Source organism: Streptomyces sp. NBC_00878 (assembly GCF_026341515.1).
Classification (GTDB): Bacteria; Actinomycetota; Actinomycetes; order Streptomycetales; family Streptomycetaceae; genus Streptomyces.
Map to the genome: position 1 here is coordinate 1,510,899 of NZ_JAPEOK010000001.1, position 15,490 is coordinate 1,526,388.

The window sequence follows — 15,490 nt, forward strand, 5'->3', positions numbered from 1 at the left end:
TCAGTCCCTCACCACATGGGGGTCATCTCATCGGCACGCTCTTATACGGTGACGGACCGTCGATCTGTTCAGCGGCCGTGCCCGAACGCTTCATACGCTGCCACTTCAGCCGGCTGCCGAGGAGCAGGGCGACCACGGACTGGATGACGACCAGGTACATGAGCTGCCGGTAGACGACCAGTTGGAACGGCATCCACCACAAGGTGCGTACGCGCTCCCCGTCGAGCTTCAACGCGTAACCGGCGCAGAGCAGTTGGATGCCCAGGAAGCCGAACCACACCCCGGCCGAACTCAGCGGATCGAGGAACAGCACGCCGTACAGGGCGAACACGTCGATGACCGGCCCGAGCAACGGCAGGGCGACCTGGTTGATCGCGAGGTAGGTGAGTCCGCGCCGGCCGAAGCGTCCGGCGACGCCCCCTTCCAGGACGGCACCGCGGTGCTTCCACATCGACTGGATCGTGCCGAAGCACCAGCGGTAGCGCTGCCGCCACAACTGCCGCAGCGAGGTGGGTACTTCGGTCCAGGCGACGGCGGACTCCTCGTAGAGCACGCGCCAGCCCGCCCGCCACAGGGCCATCGTGAGATCGGTGTCCTCGGCGAGGGTGTCGTCGCTGACCCCGCCCACGCCCAGGATCGCGTCCCGGCGGAACGCCCCGATGGCGCCGGGGACGGTGGTCATGCACTCCAGCACCTCGAACATCCGGCGGTCGAGGTTGAAGCCGAAGCAGTACTCCAGGTGCTGCCACTTGGCGAGCAGGCCCCGCCGGTTGCCGACCTTGGTGTTGCCGCTGACCGCGCCCACGGCGGGGTGCGCGAGCGGCTGGACGAGGTGGTGGATGGCGTCCGGTTCGAAGACGGTGTCGGCGTCGACCATGATCACGATGTCGTGACTCGTGTGTTCCAGGCCGGTGTTGAGGGCCGCGGCCTTGCCGCCGTTGGGTTTGCGGACCACCAGGACGCGCGGGTCTGAGATGCCTTCGGCGAGCACCGCCGTGCGGTCCGTCGAGCCGTCGTCGATCACGATGATCTGCAACTGCGGGTAGTCGGAGGCGAGCAGGGAGCGGACGGTGGACTCGATCCCTGCCTCTTCGTTGTAGGCGGGCACGAGCACGGACACCGGTTCCGTGACCTCCCGCAGCCAGGGCGCGCCGGGCCGGGAGCGTTCCAGCCGGCGGACATGCGCCCGGGCGAAGACGACGAGCGCCGCCATCCGCAGCACCCCGAGAGCCCCCGCGATGCCGAGCGTCCAGGTCATCGCGTTCGAGAACGCGCGTCCCAGGGAAGTGGCCCAGACGAGGGCGGTGCCGCGCCAGCGCTCGACGGCCGACACCGACTCGTACGGGGCCAGCCCGAGGCCGGCCGAGACGGTGGTGAAGCGGTCGACGCCCGGGTTCTTGAGCAGCTTCTCCGTCTCCCGGTAGGCGGTCTCCGTCTGGCTGAACTGCCGGACCAGACCCTGAGCCGGTTTCCGGGACCCCTTGTCGGCGGCGACCAGCACGTACCCCTGGGCGGCGGCACGCCGCGCGGCCGCCCACTCGCGGCCGCAGAGCGTGTCCGGCGAGGTGGTCCTCGGCATCCGCAGCAGATTGGTACGGATACCGGTGGTGCCCGCCAACGTGGCCTGTGTCAGGTCGAGTTCGGCGGAGAAGCGGACGGACGACGCCTCGCCCAGGGCGGCTCCGGTGTAGGTGTTCGAGCCGATCTCGTGCCCCTCGGCGCGGATGCGGCGCACCAGGTCCGGATGGCGGGCGGCCTCGGCGCCGAAGAGGAAGAAGGTGGCGCGCGCCCGGTGCCGTCGCAGCAGGTCGAGCAGGCGCGGGGTCCACACGGGGTCGGGGCCGCCGTCGAAGGTGAGCGCGACGGTGCGGGCGGGCATCGAGCCGGTCTGTATCCCGTTGCCGTTGATCCCCACCACGGGACCGCCGGCGACCACCGCATCGGGGGCGGGTGAGGTGCAGGCGGACCGCGTCTTCGCGGCGTCCACCTCGTGGTTGGTCCAGCCCTCGAAGAGCAGGGCCGCGAACATCGCGGGGAGGACGAGGATCAGTAGCAGCCAGTGTGCGCGCGGATCGCGTGACTGCTTGTGCCGAGCCTTCACGGGCCGTCGTCCCCCCTCTCCGCGGCTGTGCGGTACGGCTCGCGGCCGGCCTGTTCCACCGGCGGTGCGACCGGCGGCGGGACCGGCGGCGGGACCGGCGGCGGGACCGGCGGTACGAGGCTCATCCGGTCGCCTCGTGGGGCCGTGTTCGGGGTCGTTCTTCTCCAGCCGTGAACGTTGACGCGCGACGCGCGAAGGGTTGTCTTCTTCCACTGCCGGATGGGGCTGGCGCTACGCATGCTGCGCGAGTCTAGCCACAGCTTTGCGACCGCACGGCCGCAACAGCGAGCCTCACAGAAACGCGGCGAATGCTGTCACGACCGTGAGTGCCTGGCGCCCGGTCCTCGTCAACTGGCAAGAGGGGCAAGCGTTTTCGGTAGCTGCCGAGGTGGCGGGTTTTAGGGCCTACTGTGTGGCGCACGGGTCGAACCGACATGGTGCCGATGCCCCGTGGCTGAGCTGGGCACGTCCCCGGACGCGGTCACCGGGACGGATGCCGTCGCCGAGGCGTACGCCGACGTGCTGCCCGCCGTGCCCGAGCCCCGCCCGGTGCCGGGCCCCATCGCGACGGCTGCCGAGGTCGCGCAGGAGGTCGCGGCGGTCGTCGCGAACGACCAGGACGTGGTGGCGTTCGAGCGTGCCCTGGACGGACTGGTCCGGCACGCCCACCTCGACCGGACCGCACTGGCCGACGCGCTGAGGCCGGTCATGCGCAGGGAACCGAAGAGCAAGGTCGACTGGGTGCAGTCCGACCTCTACGACGTGGCGCGCGCGGTACGTGGCGACGAACCGCGAGGCCGGGCCGCCCTGATGCTCCGGGCCGTCCACCTCAACCGGACCACCCCGAGCCGCAGCCACTCCCTGGCCGGCTCGATGCTCGCGTCACGCCTGGCCGAGGCGATGGACGTCATCGAGTCCGGCACCCAGCCGTTCCTGCTGGCCGTGCCGACCCTCGCCACCGGCGCGCTGGACGCCGCCGTACCGATGGAGCGGATCTCGGCACTCGACGAACTCGGTGTCACCCCCGCGCCCGTCGACCTGGCCCAGGCTCTGCTGCGGGTCACACCGACCACGGACCAACAGGTGCTCCGCGCGGCCGAGTCACTCGCCTCCGACGCCGGACAGCGGCTGGCGCGCTGGCTGCGCGAGGGCGGCCCGGCGCACCAGGACGCGGAGCCGAAGGGATGGCCCCACCGCAAGCCGCCGAAACCGGCGTCGCAGGGCTGGTGGACACCCGCACGCCCCGGAGTCGTCATCGATCCCCCGCTCCCCCAGGTCGCGGCGTCCCTGATCGGCCCGTATGTCGGCAACTCGGGCCTGGCCGACCCGATGGCACCCTTCTGGGTGGCCCAATTGCCGCATCACCGTGAGGAGTTGATGGCACGCGACTACTTCGAGCCGCGCATGTCCCAACAGCGGTGGCCCCGCAACCTGCCGTACGTCGTGGAGTCCGGCGGTCCGGCGGTCCGGCGGGTTACTCGGTGCACCTCGCGCTCGCGTTCGGGCTGATCTGGCAGATGGATGGCGGCGCGGTGGTGGACGCCGTGCTGGTACTCGCCGCACGGAAGCAGCTGGACACAGGACTGCTCGGACGGCAGTTGGAGGCGCTGCTGAATCACGGGTGGCCCTACGCGGACAAGGCAAGCGGCTCGCTGCGGGCTGTCGCCGAGACAGGCGCGTACGCCACCGTGTGGTCCGTACTCGAAGCCGCTCTGCCCGGTCTGCTGGGCGACGGCACCCCGGTCCGGGGCACGGGGGCCCTGCTCGCGCTCGCCGTCGAGTGCGCGTCTCGGTGCGGGGCCAAGGGAGAGATCGCCGAGGTCACGGCGCTGGCCGACCGCAAGGGATCGAGCCGGACGGCGAAGAACGCCAGGCTGCTGCGCGACGCGTTGGGCTGAGGGGACGACGGTCCCGCCCGCGTACGGGCGGGACCGTCGCCGCGGCTACCGGGCCGGTGTCCCGTCGGACATCGGGCTCGGTGCCGAAGCCGCGGCCGGAGCCGGTGCGTAGCCGGTGGGCAGGGCGGTGAAGGTTCCCCGGCCCTGCGTCCGGCTGCGCAACCGGGTCGCGTAACCGAACAACTCGGCCAGGGGCACGGTGGCGGTGATCACCACCGTGCCCGCTCCCGTCCCCGCCCCCATGCCTGCTCCCGCTCCCCCGCGCGTGGTGGAGTCGGAGACCCGCCCGCGCCGCGCGGCCAGGTCGCCGAGCACCCCGCCCACGGAGTCCTCGGGCGCGGTGACCGTGACCTCGACCACCGGTTCCAGGAGGACCATCGCGCTGGCGCGCAACGCCTCCCGGAGCGCGAACCGCCCGGCCGTCCGGAACGCCATCTCCGAAGAGTCCTTCGGATGAGTCGCGCCGTCGGTCAGGACGACCCGCAGTCCGGTCACCGGATGACCACCGAGCGGCCCTTCACTCAGCGCGTCACGGCAACCGGCCTCCACCGCCCGGACGTACTCCTGCGGTACGCGACCGCCGACCACGACCGACCGGAACTCGAAGCCCGTCGCACTGTCACCGGCCGTGCCGGAGGCAGTCGGCAGCGGCTCCACATCGAGGACGACATGCGCGAACTGCCCCGCGCCACCGTCCTGTTTGACGTGCCGGTGGACATGTCCGGTGACCCCGCGTACGACCGTCTCCCGGTACGCCACCTTCGGCCGGCCGACCCGGACGTCCAGCCCGTGGGCGCGCCGGATCTTCTCCACCGCCACCTCCAGATGCAGTTCGCCCATGCCGGACAACACGGTCTGACCGGTTTCGGGGTCGGTTCGTACGACCAGCGAGGGATCCTCCTCGACCAGCCGTGTCAACGCCGACACCAAGCGGTCCGTGTCCGTACGGGCACGGGCCTCGACCGCGACGGAGACGACCGGTTCGGCCGTGGTCGGCGGTTCGAGGACCAGCGGAGCCCCGGGCGCGCACACGGTCGCACCGGCGCGGACGGCCTTCAGCCCGACCACCGCGACGATGTCCCCGGCCACGGCCCGATCCAACTGGGCGTGCCGGTCGGCCTGGACGCGCAGAATCCGCCCGATCCGCTCGGTACGCAACGCGCCCGCGCCCGCGCCACACACAGCCACGGCCTCTCCCTTCCGGATCGTTCCCGAGTACACACGCAGGTAGGTCAGCCGCCCGGTGGCGGTGGCGTTCACCTTGAACACCAGCGCCGCGAACGGAGCCGCGGGGTCGGCGACCCGCTTCTCCTCTCCACTGTCCAGGTCCCCGTCCCGCTCTTCTGCCCGGACACCGCGCACGGCGGGCACGTCCAACGGCGAGGGCAGGTACGCCACCACGGCGTCCAGCAGCGGTTCGATCCCCCGGTCGCGATAGGCCGAGCCGCACAGCACGACCACACCGTCACCGGTACGGGTCAGGTCGCGCAGCGCGCCTTCGAGGGTCCGCGCGGAGAGGGCGGACTCCGCGCAGAACTCCTCCAGCGCACCGGGATGGAGTTCGGCGACGGCTTCTTCCAGCACCCGACGCCGCCGCCGGGCCTCGTCGAGCAGGTCGTCGGGTACGGGGCCCTCCTCGACCGAGTCACGGCCGTCGGCCCAGACCAACGCCCGCATACGCGGCAGATCGACGACCCCGATGAACCCGTCCTCCACGCCGATCGGCATCTGCACGACCAGCGGGGCCGGATGCAGCCGCTCCCGGATCGACGCGACCGCCGCGTCGAGATCGGCGCCTGCCCGGTCCAGCTTGTTGACGAAGGCGATGCGCGGCACGCCGTACCGGTCGGCCTGCCGCCACACCGACTCGCTCTGCGGCTCGACGCCCGCGACGGCGTCGAACACCGCGATCGCTCCGTCGAGCACGCGCAGCGACCGCGCGACCTCATCGGAGAAGTCGACGTGCCCGGGGGTGTCGATGAGATTGATCCGATGCCCATCCCAGGCACAACTCACCGCCGCGGCGAAGATGGTGATCCCACGGTCACGCTCCTGGGAGTCGAAGTCCGTGACGGTCGTGCCGTCATGGACCTCACCGCGCTTGTGCGTGGTCCCGGTGACATACAGGATCCGCTCGGTGACGGTGGTCTTCCCGGCGTCGACATGGGCCAGGATGCCCAGATTACGGACGGCGGTCAGCGGGTTGACGAGATCGCGGTGCAGTTCGGTACGCACGGCCCATGGCCTTTCAGGATGATCCAGAAGGGGTCGGCGCGATTCCCGGACGAACGGGCCATGACCTACGGGCACTTCCGCACCGGCACGCCCGAACAGACGCAACCGCGACGGGATGCGCGTGCGGGGCGGGCGAGGGAGCGTACGGAGATCAGGCGTTCGTGTTCGTCAGGACAATCCGGTCACGGCCGCGCAGCCGTCACCGGACACCCGAAGACACGAGGATCACCTCGTACCGCGACAGGGGAACAACAACAGCGGTGCGGTAACGCATGGCCGGGCTCCCCTCATTGGTCACGGGGCGCGCCACGGTGATGCGCGGCGCGCGGTGTGGGGCGAGTCTAGGGAACAGGACGGGGGCGGGGCACTGGATTTTCCTTGTCACGCCGCTGCTCCGGGCGGGCGGGCGCGATGATGGTCGGGGCGCTGCCGGGCGGCACGAGGCTGTCTCCGCCGAGTACTTGGCAGCGTGCCGAGCCGTGCCGGGACCACAGAGCGGCCGTCCACGCGCAGAGCAGGGCGTCGATGAGGTCTTCGCGGTGCTTGTAGTCGGCGTCCCGTTGAGGTGAGGGCTCGTCGAGCAGTTGCCGGGAGACCGGGTGGGAGGCGAGCAGGAGGGGCGGATCGGCGGTGGCCAGGCCCGCCATGCGCCCGATCAGCTTGTCGCATTCCGTTGCCCGCACGGCTCGCCACTCCGCCGTCGGCACACGCGCCGGCCGACGTTTGTACGTGGGCCGCTCCTGGTCGTATCCCAGCTCGGAGGCCCCGACCAGCGTCGTGTACGGATAGCACTCGGACATGACAAGACCGCCCGTCGGGGGTCCGTCCCTGCCGTCGTCGTAGACCCAGCGGTTCTCCTCCAGACCTGCCCGTAGGAGCACGCCGGCCCGGCGGGGAGTGCCCTGGTTGGTGCTGTTCGCGCTCACCTTCCAACGCCCGTACCGTTGGCCGACCTCCCGCTCGCACGACCGCTGGCCTGCCGGATTGTCGACGACCAGCGGCGCGTCGACGAAGACCAGGGTCGATCCGTCGACGGCTGTCCTGGCCAGCCATGCCATCGTCTCCTCGGGCCCGCGGGTCCAGCCGCATTCGAGCACCACGCCGCGACGGTCGATGGCGGCCACGCCGGTCTCGTTGGCCTTGGCACGCGTTCCGCCCTGCGCCCAGGCGAGGTCGATGCCGATGAACCGCTCTATCCCCATGGGTCGGTAGTACCAGACATCCCGTCGCCCTCGCGTGGAGGAGCGGCTATAACCGGACCATGATCTATCACGCCGTGCCGCTCGGTGACTGGACCACCGATCCCGACCAGCCGTACGCCCCGGCTTCCCTCGCGGAGGACGGTTTCGTCCACTGCTCCCCCGACGAGAAGACCACGCTGGCCGTCGTCAACGCCTTCTACCGAGACGCGCCGAGGCCGCTGCTGGCCCTGCTCCTCGACGAAAACCGGCTCACCGCGAGGTGCATACGGGAGGCGGCCGATCCATCGCCGCCGCCGGGGGTCGACGACGGCGTCCTGTTCCCGCACGTGTTCGGCCCGATCAACCGCGACGCCGTCGAACGCGTACTGGAGATCCAGTGGGATGAGGAAGGCCGGGCGACGGGGTTCGAGGAAGCGCCTACTCGGCCTCGGCCTTGAGTTCGGCGACACGGACAGGACCGCCGGTGGTGACCGACTGGATGGCGGCCATGGCGATGGACAGTGCGGCGCGCGCGTCCTCGCCAGTGGCGGAGGGGGTGCGCCCGGTACGGACGCTGTCGGTGAAGTCGGCGAGTTCGGCGACGTACGCGTCGTGGAATCTGTCGCGGGCGGCGCGGAAGCCGGGGTCGTAGCGGCGGTTGAAGCCGATAGGGAGTGACGCGGCGTCGTCAGGGCGTCAAACAGCACCGTCAGGGCGTGAAGGCCGAGCGGAACCTCTCCAGGGCGAGGTCGCTGTCGCTGGACGCCCAGGCCTCCATGGCGACGGTGCCCTCGTAGCCGAGGTCCACGAGGGCGCTCGCGACGGCCGGGTAGTTGATCTCCCCGGTCCCCGGTTCGCAACGGCCGGGTACGTCGGCGACCTGGATCTCGCCGATCAGGCCCAGGCCGTGGGCCCGGCGGACCAGTTCGACGAGGTTCCCCTCGCCGATCTGCGCGTGGTAGAGGTCGAGGTTCATCCGCAGCCCGGGGCGGTTCACGGCGGCGACCAGCGCCAACGTGTCGGCGGCTCTGGCGAACGGCACCCCGGGGTGGTCCACGGCGGTGTTGAGGTTCTCCAGCGTGAAGGTGACTCCGGCGCTCTCGCCCAGCTCCGCGAGGCGGGTGAGTGTGCGGTGGGCGGCGATCCACATCTCGCCGGTGGGCTCGCCGGTCACGGGCACCACCGGCAGTCCCTCGCCGTCCAGGCCTGTGCCGTGCAGGTTCAGCCGGGGGCAGCTGAGCTGCTCGGCCGCGCGGATCGACTCCTCGGCGGTGCGCAGGAGTTCGGCCGCTCCGTCCTCGTCGGTGAGGCTGCCGCGGATGTAGCCGGTCATCGAGGAGAACTCGGCCGGGGTCCGGGCGAGGGCGTCGAGGTCGTGCCGGGTCCAGTCCCAGATCTCGGCCTGGAAACCGGCGTCGTGAATGCGCCGTGCCCGCTCATGGATCGGCAGGTCCCGGAAGACCATCTCGGCACAGACCCCCAACGTGAACATCGCTGCTCGTCCTCTCTCGGTTCGCCACGGGCACACCCGACTAGAACGTTCTATATTCAGTCGGGAGTAGCAGTACGCCAGCCGCCGAGGCGCCGTGTCAAGTTCAGGACGACCCGGATCTAGAACGTTGCAGCTCTCTCCGACCAGCGCGTTTCCCCTTGGTCTACGATCGTCGGCGGAAGCACACACCTCGACCGGGGAGGCCGACGATGCCAGCGACCCCCGTGGTCCCGGACGGAAAGCGGCCGACCCTCGCCGACGTGGCGGCCCGGGCCGGTGTGTCCACGGCGTTGGTCTCCATCGTGATGCGCGAGGCGAAAGGCGCCAGCGCGGCGACGCGCGAGCGGGTGCTCAAGGCCGCGCGGGAGATCGGCTACCGGCCCGACTCCCGGGCGCGGTTGCTGCGCAGCAACCGCTCGCGTCTGCTCGGGGTGCAGTTCGGTCTCCAACAGCCCTTCCACACCGACCTCGTGGAGGGCATCTACGCGGCCGCCGAGCCCGCCGGCTACCAGGTCGCCCTCAGCGCCGTCGCCCCCAGCCGCGGTGAGCGGCAGGCGGTGGAGGCGCTGCTCGGCGACCGCTGCGAAGCCCTGATCCTGCTCGGTCCGCAGGCCCCTGCCGCACGGCTCGCCGAACTCGCGGCACACCTGCCGGTGGTCTCCGTGGTCCGGCGGCTGCGTCCGGCCGCCGCCGGTGTGGACGTCGTGCGCACCGCCGACGACGCGGGTGCCCGCCAGGCCGTCGATCATCTGGTGGCCCTCGGCCATCGCGACATCGCCCACATCGACGGCGGCCGGGCACCGGGCGCCGCCGACCGACGCCGGGGCTACCGCACGGCCATGAACGGCCACGGTCTCGCCGACCTCGCGCGCGTGCTGCCCGGCGGCCTGACCGAGGAGGACGGCGCCACGGCCGCCCGTACTCTCCTCGACGTCCGGCCGCGGCCCACCGCCGTCCTCGCCTTCAACGACCGCTGCGCCACGGGCATCCTGGACACCTTCCTGCGCGCCCGCGTCCCCGTACCCGACGAGGTCTCCGTGGTCGGCTTCGACAACAGCCACCTCGCCCGCCTCGCCCATATCGACCTCACCACCGTCGGCCAGGACATCCCCCGCCTCGCCGAACTCGCCGTCGGCCGGGCCGTCGCACGGCTGGAGGGCGAGGAGCCGTCCGGTACGGATACGGTCATCGCCCCGCGTCTCGTGACCCGCGGCACCACGGCGGCACCGCCGCACGGCGTCTAGCCGGTCGTACGTGGTGAAACGACCGAGCCGGTCGTACCTGGTGAGGCGCCTGAACGCATCGGTCAGGAATCGAGAAGCGCCGCCCCCGAGCCGCGGCTAGCGTGACCGTCATGTGCCTCACCACTCAGCCGGGTTTTCCCCCGCGTGACAACACGAACGCGTCCCCGGCGAACGCGTCCCCGGACTCGTCGCCGGACTCGTCAGACACGACGGATACGACGGATACGACGGATACGACGGACGGTCCTGCGGTGCGGTCGGCCCCGCGGACCCAGACGTCACCGCCGGCCAGCGCCGCTCCCCGCTCCCGCGCCCAGCGTCGTCGCGACACCCAGCACCGGCTCACCCACGACGTCGATCTCTGGGTGGCCAGCGCCTCGGCGGACGGTGCGCCGTACCTCGTACCGCTGTCCTTCGACTGGGACGGCGAAGCGCTGCTGGTGGCCACGCCGACGGACAGCCCCACCGGCAGGAACCTCGCCGCCACCCGAACCGTTCGGCTGGGGCTGGGCCCTACCCGAGACGTGGTCATGATCGATGGCGAGGTCGAGGTCCTGGAGATCGACGCGCTGCCGAAGGAGCGGGGTGACCGGTTCGCCGCGCAGACCGATTTCGACCCGCGGGCCCTGGCCACGCCGTACCGATGGTTCCGTATCTCTCCGCGCCGTATCCAGGCCTGGCGCGAAGTGAACGAGCTGGCCGACCGCGAGCTGATGCGCGACGGCCGCTGGTCGGTCTGACGCCTCGGCCGGGCGCGCCACATGGCCAGGGCCGGACCCGGCCGACGCCGCCCATCAGGGAGTACGGCGGACCGTTGCCGGGACCGCCGCCGACGAAGTAGAACCAGACATGCTGCTCGAAGCCGGTCGGGTCGATCGGGCCAGGCGACAGCGACGGAGAACCGCGGGAGCGGTCCCGTCCCACGGAGGGAGACACGATGAGCAAGGCCACGAGGACGGACGCGCAGTCGCCTGCGCCGCACGACGCCGACAGCCACGACATGATCCGCGTGCACGGCGCGCGCGAGAACAACCTCAAGGATGTCGACATCGAGATCCCGAAGCGGCGGCTGACGGTGTTCACCGGTGTCTCCGGCTCGGGCAAGAGCTCCCTGGTGTTCGACACGATCGCCGCGGAGTCGAAACGGCTGATCAACGAGACCTACAGCGCCTTCCTGCAGGGCTTCATGCCGACGATGGCGCGGCCCGAGGTCGACGTACTCGACGGGCTGACGACCGCGATCACCGTCGACCAGCAGCGGATGGGCGGCGACCCCCGCTCCACGGTCGGCACCGCCACCGACGCCAACGCGATGCTGCGCATCCTCTTCAGCCGGCTCGGCAAGCCCCACATCGGCCCGCCCAGCGCGTACTCCTTCAACACCGCCTCGGTCCGGGCGAGCGGCGGGATCACCGTCGAACGCGGTGCCGAGAAGACCAGGACCGTGAAGGCGACCTTCAACCGCACCGGCGGTATGTGTACGCGCTGCGAGGGCCGGGGCAAGGTCTCCGACATCGACCTCACCCAGCTCTACGACGACTCCAAGTCGCTCGCCGAGGGCGCGTTCACCATCCCCGGCTGGAAGTCGGACAGCCAGTGGACCGTGCAGGTCTACGCCCAGTCCGGCTTCGTCGACCCGAACAAGCCGATCCGCCAGTTCACCAAGAAGGAGATGCGGGACTTCCTCTACGGCGAGCCGACCAAGGTGAAGGTCAACGGCGTCAACCTCACCTATGAAGGACTGATCCCCAAGATCCAGAAGTCGTTCCTGTCCAAGGACAAGGAAGCGATGCAGCCGCACATCCGGGCGTTCGTGGAGCGGGCGGTCACCTTCGCCACCTGCCCCGAGTGCGACGGCACCCGGCTCGCCGAGGGGGCCCGCTCGTCGAAGATCAACGGGAAGAGCATCGCCGACGCCTGTGTGATGGAGATCAGAGACCTGGCCGAGTGGATCCGCGGCCTCGACGAGCCGTCGGTGGCGCCGCTGCTCACCGCGCTCCAGCAGACCCTCGACTCCTTCGTGGAGATCGGTCTCGGCTACCTCTCGCTCGACCGGGCGTCGGGCACGCTGTCCGGCGGCGAGGCGCAGCGCGTCAAGATGATCCGCCACCTCGGCTCCTCGCTCACCGACGTGACGTACGTCTTCGACGAGCCCACCGCGGGCCTGCACCCGCATGACATCCAGCGGATGAACAGCCTGCTGCTGCAACTGCGGGACAAGGGCAACACCGTGCTCGTCGTGGAGCACAAGCCGGAGGTGATCGCGATCGCCGACCACGTCGTCGACCTCGGCCCCGGCGCCGGTACGGCGGGCGGCACCGTCTGCTTCGAAGGCACCGTCGAAGGGCTGAAGGCCGGCGACACCATCACCGGCCGCCACCTCGACGACCGGGCCTCCCTTAAGGAGGAGGTGCGCAAGCCCACCGGTGCGCTGGAGATCCGGGGCGCGACGGCGAACAACCTGCGGGACGTCGACGTGGACGTCCCGCTCGGGGTGCTCAGCGTCATCACCGGTGTCGCCGGCTCCGGCAAGAGCTCGCTCGTGCACGGGTCGATCCCCACCGAGGAGGGTGTGGTGTCGATCGACCAGAGCCCGATCCGCGGCTCGCGCCGCAGCAACCCGGCGACGTACACCGGCCTCCTCGAACCGATCCGTAAGGCGTTCGCGAAGGCCAACGACGTGAAGCCGGCGCTGTTCAGCGCCAATTCGGAGGGCGCCTGCCCCACCTGCAACGGCGCCGGGGTCATCTACAGCGACCTGGGCATCATGGCCGGAGTCTCCAGCACCTGCGAGGACTGCGGCGGGAAACGGTTCGACGCGTCGGTGCTGGAGTACCGCCTCGGGGGCCGCGACATCAGCGAGGTGCTCGCGATGCCGGTGACGGAGGCCGAGGAGTTCTTCGGCGCCGGTGAGGCGCACACGCCTGCCGCGCACAAGATCCTCCAGCGGCTCGCCGATGTCGGACTCGGCTACCTCACGATCGGCCAGCCGCTCACCACGCTGTCCGGCGGCGAGCGGCAGCGGCTCAAGCTGGCGACCCACATGGGAGACAAGGGCGGCGTCTACGTCCTCGACGAGCCGACCACCGGCCTCCACCTCGCCGATGTCGAGCAGCTGCTCGGCCTGCTCGACCGGCTCGTCGACTCCGGCAAGTCCGTCATCGTCATCGAGCACCACCAGGCGGTCATGGCGCACGCCGACTGGGTCATCGACCTCGGCCCCGGCGCCGGCCACGACGGCGGAAAAATCGTCTTCGAGGGCACGCCCGCCGATCTCGTCGCCGCCCGCTCCACGCTCACCGGCGAGCACCTGGCGGCCTACGTCGGCGCTTGATCGCCTGTCTCGCCCGCATCGCCTATCTTGGCGCGCATGCAGTCCTACACGATCGGCCAGGCAGCGCGGCTGCTCGGGGTGAGTCCGGACACCGCGCGGCGGTGGGCGGACGCGGGCCGGGTGGCCACGCACCGGGACGAGGGCGGGCGGCGCCTCGTCGACGGGCGGGACCTGGCCGCCTTCTCCGTCGAGCTGGCCAAGAGCGGCGGTGGCGAGGAGGACGTCTCGTACACCTCCGTGCGCAACGCCTTCCCCGGCATCGTCACCGCCGTGAAGCTCGGCGATGTCGCGGCCCAGGTGGAGATCCAGGCCGGGCCGCACCGGCTGGTTTCGCTGCTGACCCGGGAGGCCGTGGAGGAGCTCGGCCTGGAGGTCGGGGTGGAGGCCACCGCCCGTGTGAAGTCGACGAACGTGCACATCGACCGCGCTTGAGGGGAACGGGGGTGACCTCCGCCGGTCATGCCCCGGCCGAGAGGCCGATCACTCGTCTCTTGTGAGGGGGCCCGGCGTTCACGCCGGGGTGGGGGTACCTCCCGCTTGCGGGGGAGAATCGCATCCCGTGACAGTGATGCGGAGCGTCGCCGCATCCTGCTTTCCGGGCGCGGTGCGCCGCTGCGGGTTGCCCGGCGGAGCCGGGTGCAGGCGAACGCGTGTGCCCGTGTTCGCTGATGGGGGTGATAGCGGTGGGAGAGGGGCGCGGGTGTGTGGATCTCGTACGTATGGTCGTCCGGCAGGGTTCGGGGGCCGGAACGTGGATGGGGGTGAGGGCGTGGCGGAAGCGGCGGGGGCCGACGGGGCGGGGCATGCGCGGTACACGTTCCGGCTTCGGGTGCCGTCCACCGCCCACACGCTGCTGATGGCGGAGTGGGACCGGTGCCGGTGGGTGTGGAACGAGTGCGTGGCCAAGTCGAAGCAGGTCCACGCCTGGAACAGGAATCGTCCCGAGGGCACCGACAAGCGGACCTGCGGCCCGGCCCAGCTCGACAAGATGCTGACCGAGGCCCGCAAGGTGACACCCTGGCTGCGGGAAGGCAGCTCGGTCCCGCAGCAGCAGCTCATCCGTGACTTCGGCAAGTCCAGGGCCAAGGCCCAAAAAGACATCCGTGAGCGCGTCCCGCAGCACCGCCGGTCCGGGATGCCGCAGTGGAAGAAGAAACGCGAGGCGGCGCCGACGCTGAACTACACCCGGCGCGGCTTCCGCCTCAAGGACGGCAAGCTGCACCTGGCGGGCGGCATCGCCTTGACGGTGGTGTGGTCGCGGGACCTTCCCACCACCCCCTCCAGCGTGCGCGTCTATCAGGACACCATCGGGCACTGGTACGCCGGCTTCGTCGTCCCCGCCCAGGTGCAGCCGCTCCCCGCCACCGGCCGCGTGATCGGCGTCGACTGGGGTGTGAACGAGACCGCGACCACCACCAGCGACGCCCATGACCTCCCGCACGCCCAGCACGGGCGGAAGGCCAAAGAGAAGCTGACCCGGTACGACCGGATGATGGCCCGCCGCAGACCGAAGAAGGGGAAGACCGGGTCGAAGGGCTACCGCACAGCGAAGCAACTCCGGGCCAAGACGCACCACAAGGTCACCCGGCAGCGCCAGGACACGGCCCGCAAGTGGGCCAAGTCCGTCGTCCGCGACCACGACGCCCTGGCCGTCGAGGACTTCAGACCGAAGTTCCTCGCCAGGACCACCATGGCCAGGAAGGCCGCCGACGCCGCCATCGGCGCCACCAAGCAGGCCCTGATCGAGATGGGCCGCAAGCACGGCAGGATCGTGCACCTGGTCCACCCCGCGCACACCACGATGGACTGCGCGCAGTGCGGAGCGAGAGCCAAGCACACACTGCCGCTGGGGACGCGCACCTACACCTGCACCGCCTGCGGAACCGTATCCCCACGGGACAAGAACTCCGCACGCGTCATGCTCGTCCGGGCTGGTCTCAACCCGGCTGGTGCCGAGGGCACAAGACCACCCGGGGCGCTGCCCCGGACGGCTGCCTGAGCCAGG

At 70.8% G+C, this 15,490-nt stretch carries 13 protein-coding genes; 8 read left to right on the plus strand and 5 right to left on the minus strand.

Going from position 1 to position 15,490, the window contains the following annotated elements; genetic code table 11:
- Positions 1 to 22: 22 nt before the first annotated feature.
- Complete coding sequence (locus OHA11_RS06070) at positions 23 to 2,029, minus strand: bifunctional polysaccharide deacetylase/glycosyltransferase family 2 protein (RefSeq protein ID WP_266506995.1); 2,007 nt, start codon at positions 2,027 to 2,029, stop codon at positions 23 to 25.
- 522 nt (positions 2,030 to 2,551) lie between these two features.
- Between OHA11_RS06070 and OHA11_RS06075 the strand changes: the two genes are divergently transcribed.
- Positions 2,552 to 3,610: a hypothetical protein gene (locus OHA11_RS06075; protein ID WP_266492739.1), complete on the plus strand. Its 1,059-nt coding sequence runs from the start codon at positions 2,552 to 2,554 to the stop codon at positions 3,608 to 3,610.
- Entirely contained in the window at positions 3,583 to 3,999 is a 417-nt protein-coding gene (locus tag OHA11_RS06080) for a hypothetical protein (protein ID WP_266492740.1), read from the plus strand. The genes OHA11_RS06075 and OHA11_RS06080 overlap by 28 nt, the downstream gene beginning before the upstream one ends.
- 45 nt (positions 4,000 to 4,044) lie before the next feature.
- On the opposite strand, the gene fusA is transcribed toward OHA11_RS06080, so the two are convergent.
- Together fusA and OHA11_RS06090 are read right to left on the minus strand one after the other, a co-directional pair.
- Positions 4,045 to 6,234: an elongation factor G gene (gene fusA, locus OHA11_RS06085; protein WP_266492741.1), complete on the minus strand. Its 2,190-nt coding sequence runs from the start codon at positions 6,232 to 6,234 to the stop codon at positions 4,045 to 4,047.
- Between the two features lie 341 nt (positions 6,235 to 6,575).
- The gene (locus OHA11_RS06090) at positions 6,576 to 7,436 is read right to left on the minus strand and encodes a DUF429 domain-containing protein (protein ID WP_266492743.1); all 861 of its coding nucleotides are present in this window, start codon (positions 7,434 to 7,436) and stop codon (positions 6,576 to 6,578) included.
- A gap of 59 nt (positions 7,437 to 7,495) precedes the next feature.
- Here OHA11_RS06090 and OHA11_RS06095 point away from each other — a divergent pair, with 59 nt between their 5' ends.
- Complete coding sequence (locus tag OHA11_RS06095) at positions 7,496 to 7,873, plus strand: DUF952 domain-containing protein (protein ID WP_266492745.1); 378 nt, start codon at positions 7,496 to 7,498, stop codon at positions 7,871 to 7,873.
- Here the strand turns inward: OHA11_RS06095 and OHA11_RS48285 are convergent.
- Positions 7,854 to 8,084 (minus strand): Gfo/Idh/MocA family oxidoreductase, encoded by a 231-nt coding sequence (locus OHA11_RS48285; protein ID WP_323186755.1) that lies wholly within the window; start codon positions 8,082 to 8,084, stop codon positions 7,854 to 7,856. The genes OHA11_RS06095 and OHA11_RS48285 overlap by 20 nt on opposite strands.
- Positions 8,085 to 8,124: 40 nt before the next feature.
- The gene (locus OHA11_RS06105; protein ID WP_266492747.1) at positions 8,125 to 8,907 is read right to left on the minus strand and encodes a TIM barrel protein; all 783 of its coding nucleotides are present in this window, start codon (positions 8,905 to 8,907) and stop codon (positions 8,125 to 8,127) included.
- Positions 8,908 to 9,116: 209 nt separating this feature from the next.
- Here OHA11_RS06105 and OHA11_RS06110 point away from each other — a divergent pair, with 209 nt between their 5' ends.
- The 5 genes from OHA11_RS06110 to OHA11_RS06130 all read left to right on the plus strand — a co-directional run bounded on the left by OHA11_RS06110 (position 9,117) and on the right by OHA11_RS06130 (position 15,484).
- The gene (locus tag OHA11_RS06110) at positions 9,117 to 10,151 is read left to right on the plus strand and encodes a LacI family DNA-binding transcriptional regulator (protein ID WP_266492749.1); all 1,035 of its coding nucleotides are present in this window, start codon (positions 9,117 to 9,119) and stop codon (positions 10,149 to 10,151) included.
- Between the two features lie 251 nt (positions 10,152 to 10,402).
- Complete coding sequence (locus tag OHA11_RS06115) at positions 10,403 to 10,891, plus strand: pyridoxamine 5'-phosphate oxidase family protein (RefSeq protein ID WP_266506996.1); 489 nt, start codon at positions 10,403 to 10,405, stop codon at positions 10,889 to 10,891.
- A 197-nt stretch (positions 10,892 to 11,088) separates the two neighbouring features.
- Entirely contained in the window at positions 11,089 to 13,485 is a 2,397-nt protein-coding gene (locus tag OHA11_RS06120; RefSeq protein ID WP_266492752.1) for an excinuclease ABC subunit UvrA, read from the plus strand.
- Positions 13,486 to 13,521: 36 nt separating this feature from the next.
- Positions 13,522 to 13,917: a molybdopterin-binding protein gene (locus tag OHA11_RS06125; RefSeq protein ID WP_266492754.1), complete on the plus strand. Its 396-nt coding sequence runs from the start codon at positions 13,522 to 13,524 to the stop codon at positions 13,915 to 13,917.
- Positions 13,918 to 14,254: 337 nt separating this feature from the next.
- A complete protein-coding gene (locus OHA11_RS06130) occupies positions 14,255 to 15,484 on the plus strand; it encodes a transposase (RefSeq protein WP_266492756.1) in 1,230 nt (409 codons plus the stop codon).
- Positions 15,485 to 15,490 lie beyond the last annotated feature (6 nt).